Here is a 4,016-nt window from a genome sequence, read left to right on the forward strand (position 1 = left end):
GCCGCGCCCCGGCGCCGCGCCGGGGGGGGGGGGGGGGGGGGGGGGGGGGGGCGCCCCCCCCCCCCCCCCCCCCCCCCCCCCTCCCGTTTTTTGCTTCATTCAAATTCGCGCATCTGATACGCCTTCCGGCAGTCCCGGGATCGGGGGCCGGAGCGGTGCGGCATGGCCGCCCCGTCCGTGTCCCCGAAAGGCGGGGCCGCCATGCTGGAAAGCGCGGCGCGGCCTGACCTAGTCTTTCCGGGCAAGGGGGCACGGAGCATCCAACGCGGCCCCGGGGAAGCGGGGTGGCGATGTTCCAGGGGTTGCTCGACCAGGCGCTGCGCAGCTTCATCCGCCGGGGTCGATTGGCCGTCCGGCACGCGGACGGCACGCTGCGGGACTATGGCGGCGATCCCGGGCCTGAGGCCGCCTTCCGCATCCGCGACGCCGCCGCCACGCGCCGGCTGGTGCTGAACCCGGCGCTGGCCTTCGGCGAGCTCTACATGGACGGCGGCGTGGAGCCGGAGGGCTGCACGATCGCGGATGTGCTCGCGGTGCTGGTGCTGAACCAGTACGAGGGCGGGCGGCATCCGGTGGAGGATGTGCTGGAAGCCTGGCGCCGCGCGAAGCGGATGCTCGACCAGTTCAACCCGGCCGCGCGGTCGAAGCGCAACGTGGCGCATCACTACGACCTCGATCACCGGCTGTTCCGCCGTTTCCTCGATCCCGACATGCAGTATTCCTGCGCCTACTACGCGCGCGGCGACGAGACGCTGGAGGACGCGCAGGAGGCGAAGAAGCGCCACATCGCGGCGAAGCTGAAGCTCGACCGGCCTGGGCTCGAGGTGCTGGAGATCGGCTGCGGCTGGGGCGGCATGGCCTGCTACCTCGCGCGCGAATGGGGCGCGCGGGTCACCGGGCTCACGCTGAGCGAGGAGCAGATCGCGGTGGCGCGGGAGCGCGCGGCGGCGGAGGGGCTGGCGGACCGCGTGCGCTTCGAGCTGATGGACTACCGCGCCTGGCGCGGCCAGGCGGACCGCGTGCTGTCGGTGGCGATGTTCGAGGCGGTGGGCCTGCCGCATTTCCAGCAATTCTTCGAAGTGGTGCGCGACGCGATGAAGCCGGACGGCGTCGCGGTGGTGCATGCGATCGGGATGATGGCGGGCCCCTCCAGCATGAACCCCTGGCTGACCAAGTACATCTTCCCCGGCGGCTATACGCCCGCGCTGTCGGAACTGATGCCGGCGGTGGAGAAGACGGGCCTGTGGGTCACCGACCTCGAGATCCTCCGCCTGCACTACGCCATCACGCTGGCCGAGTGGGGGCGGCGCTTCGCGCGGGAGCGGGAGGCGATCGAGGCGATGTACGACGAGCGTTTCTGCCGGATGTTCGAGTTCTATCTCGCGGCCTGCGAGATGGCGTTCCGGCACGGCCGGCAGATGAACTGGCAACTGCAGATGACGCGCGACAAGGCGACGCTGCCGCTGACGCGCGACTGGATCGCGGCGGCCGAGCGCGCGCATGCGCGCGCCGCTTCGGAGGTTCTGCCCGCCTGACGGCCTGACAAGAGGGAGGTGCCGACATGCTGCTGCATCTTGCCATGACGAGGCTCGTGCGCCGCGGAACGCTGACCGTCGAGTACCCGGACGGCAGCCGCCGCGCATACGCCGGCGCGCCCGGCCCGGCGGCCGGCATGCGGGTCCGCACGCGGCGGGCGGAGCGGCGGCTGGTGCTGAATCCCGGCCTGGCGCTGGGCGAGGGCTACATGGATGGCGAGGTGGAGCCGCTGGACTGCTCGCTCCACAGGCTGCTCGACTTCCTGATGCTGAACATCGAGGCCGGCGGCGGGCATCCGGTGGAGGAGGCGCGGCAATGGCTGCGCCGGGTCACGCGGTGGCTGGCGCAGATCAACCCCGCGCCGCGGTCGAAGCGCAACGTGGCGCATCACTACGACCTCAACGGCCGCCTCTACGCGCTGTTCCTCGACCGCGACCGGCAATACTCCTGCGCCTATTTCCCGACCGGGCGCGAGACGCTGGAGGAGGCGCAGGAGGCGAAGAAGCGCCACATCGCGGCCAAGCTGCGGCTCGACCGGCCGGGGCTCGAGGTGCTCGACATCGGCTGCGGCTGGGGCGGCATGGCGCTGACGCTGGCGCGCGACTGGGGGGCGCGCGTCACCGGCATCACGCTGTCCGAGGAACAACTGGCGGTCGCGCGGCAGCGTGCGGCGGAGGCCGGCCTTGCGGACCGCGTGCGCTTCGAGCTGCTGGACTACCGCGCCTGGGACCGCAAGGTGGACCGCGTCGTCTCGGTCGGCATGTTCGAGCATGTCGGGCTTGCGCATTACGGTGCGCTGTTCCGCGTGGTGCGCGATTCACTGAACGAGGACGGCGTCGCGCTGCTGCACACGATCGGGCGCATCGACGGGCCCGGCGCGACCAATCCCTGGATCGCGAAATACATCTTCCCCGGAGCCTATTGCCCGGCGTTGTCGGAAATGATGCCGGCCATCGAGCGGTCGGGGCTGTTCGCGACGGATGTCGAGATCCTGCGCCTGCACTATGCGCTCACCGTCCAGGAATGGCGCCGCCGCTTCGCGGCCAATCGCGACGCGATCCAGGCGCTCTACGACGAACGCTTCTGCCGGATGTTCGAGTTCTACCTGGCCTCTGTGGAGCTGATCTTCCGCCACTGGGGCCATGTGGTGTTCCAGGTGCAGATGACCCGTCGGCTGGAGACGCTGCCGATCACGCGCGACTGGATGGCGGAGGCCGAGGCCCTGGCGGCGCAGGCGCCAAGGGCGGCAGCGTAGCTCTCCCCGCTATCCACATCCGTCCACAGGCAGTCGGGGGAAGCGCCGACTCGCGCGCTGGTCTAGACTGCGGCCATGAACACCTTCGGTCCGGGCCCGTCCTCCGCCGGCGAGGGCCTGTTCGGCCTCTCGCAGCGGCTGCCGCCCGCGAACATGGAGGCCGAGCAGGCGCTGCTCGGCGCGCTGCTGGCCAACAACAAGGCCTATGAGCGCGTCGGCGAGTTCCTGGCCGCCGAGCATTTCGTGGACCCGGTGCATGGCCGCATCTTCGGCGCCATCCAGCGGCGGATCGAGGCCGGGCAGCTGGCCGATGCGGTGACGCTGCGCGCGGAGTTCGAGCACAACGGCCTGCTGGACGAGGTGGGCGGCCCGGCCTATCTGGCGCAGCTGCTCTCCGCCATGGTCGGCGTGATCAATGCCGGCGAATACGGCCGGGTGATCCACGACGCCTGGATGCGGCGCCAGCTGATCGACCTCGGCGAGACGGTGGTGAACCGCGCCTTCGGCGCGGAGCCGGAGCTCGATGCGCGCCAGCAGCTGGAAGCGGCCGAGCAGAGCCTGTTCGACCTGTCCAAGGACAATGCGGCGCAGGGCGGCTTCGTCAGCTTCGAGCGCGCGCTGGCCACCGCGGTGGACCATGCGGCGGCGGCCTTCTCGAATCCCGGCGGCGTGTCCGGCCTGTCCTCCGGCCTGCGCGACCTGGATCGCAAGACGGGCGGGCTGCACAAGTCGGACCTCGTCATCCTCGCGGGCCGTCCGGGCATGGGCAAGACCGCGCTGGCGACCAAGATCGCCTTCGGCGCGGCGCGCGCGATCCTGCGCAAGGCGCGGGACGAGACCCCGAACGCGGTGCCGCGCGGCGGCGTCGCGATCTTCTCGCTGGAAATGAGCTGCGACCAGCTGGCGACGCGTCTGCTCGCCGAGGAATCGCGCATCTCCGGCGACCGCATCCGCCGCGGCGACATCGCGCAGCGCGACTTCGACAAGTTCGTGGAAGTCAGCCGCGAGCTGCAGTCGCTGCCGCTCTACATCGACGACACGCCGGCGATCACCATCAGCGCGCTGCGCACCCGCTGCCGCCGGCTGCAGCGGACCAAGGGCCTGGACCTGGTGGTGGTGGACTACCTGCAGCTGATGCGGCCGGCCGCCGGCACGCCGCCGGAAAGCCGCGGACGGGGGCTCAGCATGTGCACGCCGGGGCGGCAGGGCATCGCCAAGGAGCAGG

The 4,016-nt window shown here is 71.1% G+C and carries 2 protein-coding genes and 1 pseudogene; all 3 read left to right on the plus strand.

Features of this window, described 5'->3' with window-relative positions; genetic code table 11:
- Positions 1 to 290: 290 nt before the first annotated feature.
- Complete coding sequence (locus tag AC1MIR_RS18265; RefSeq protein ID WP_480029624.1) at positions 291 to 1,535, plus strand: class I SAM-dependent methyltransferase; 1,245 nt, start codon at positions 291 to 293, stop codon at positions 1,533 to 1,535.
- A 26-nt stretch (positions 1,536 to 1,561) separates the two neighbouring features.
- Complete coding sequence (locus AC1MIR_RS18270) at positions 1,562 to 2,791, plus strand: class I SAM-dependent methyltransferase (protein ID WP_480029625.1); 1,230 nt, start codon at positions 1,562 to 1,564, stop codon at positions 2,789 to 2,791.
- 75 nt (positions 2,792 to 2,866) lie between these two features.
- Positions 2,867 to 3,950 (plus strand): annotated as a pseudogene (locus tag AC1MIR_RS18275) (DnaB-like helicase C-terminal domain-containing protein); the annotation flags it as partial.
- Between the last annotated feature and the right edge of the window lie 66 nt (positions 3,951 to 4,016).

The organism is Falsiroseomonas sp. RANM36 (genome assembly GCF_056682175.1).

Excerpts from the sequence above, each read along its gene's own strand:
- AC1MIR_RS18265 (WP_480029624.1), top strand. The coding sequence starts at position 291 with ATGTTCCAGGGGTTGCTCGACCAGGCGCTGCGCAGCTTCATCCGCCGG.
- AC1MIR_RS18270 (WP_480029625.1), top strand. The coding sequence starts at position 1,562 with ATGCTGCTGCATCTTGCCATGACGAGGCTCGTGCGCCGCGGAACGCTG.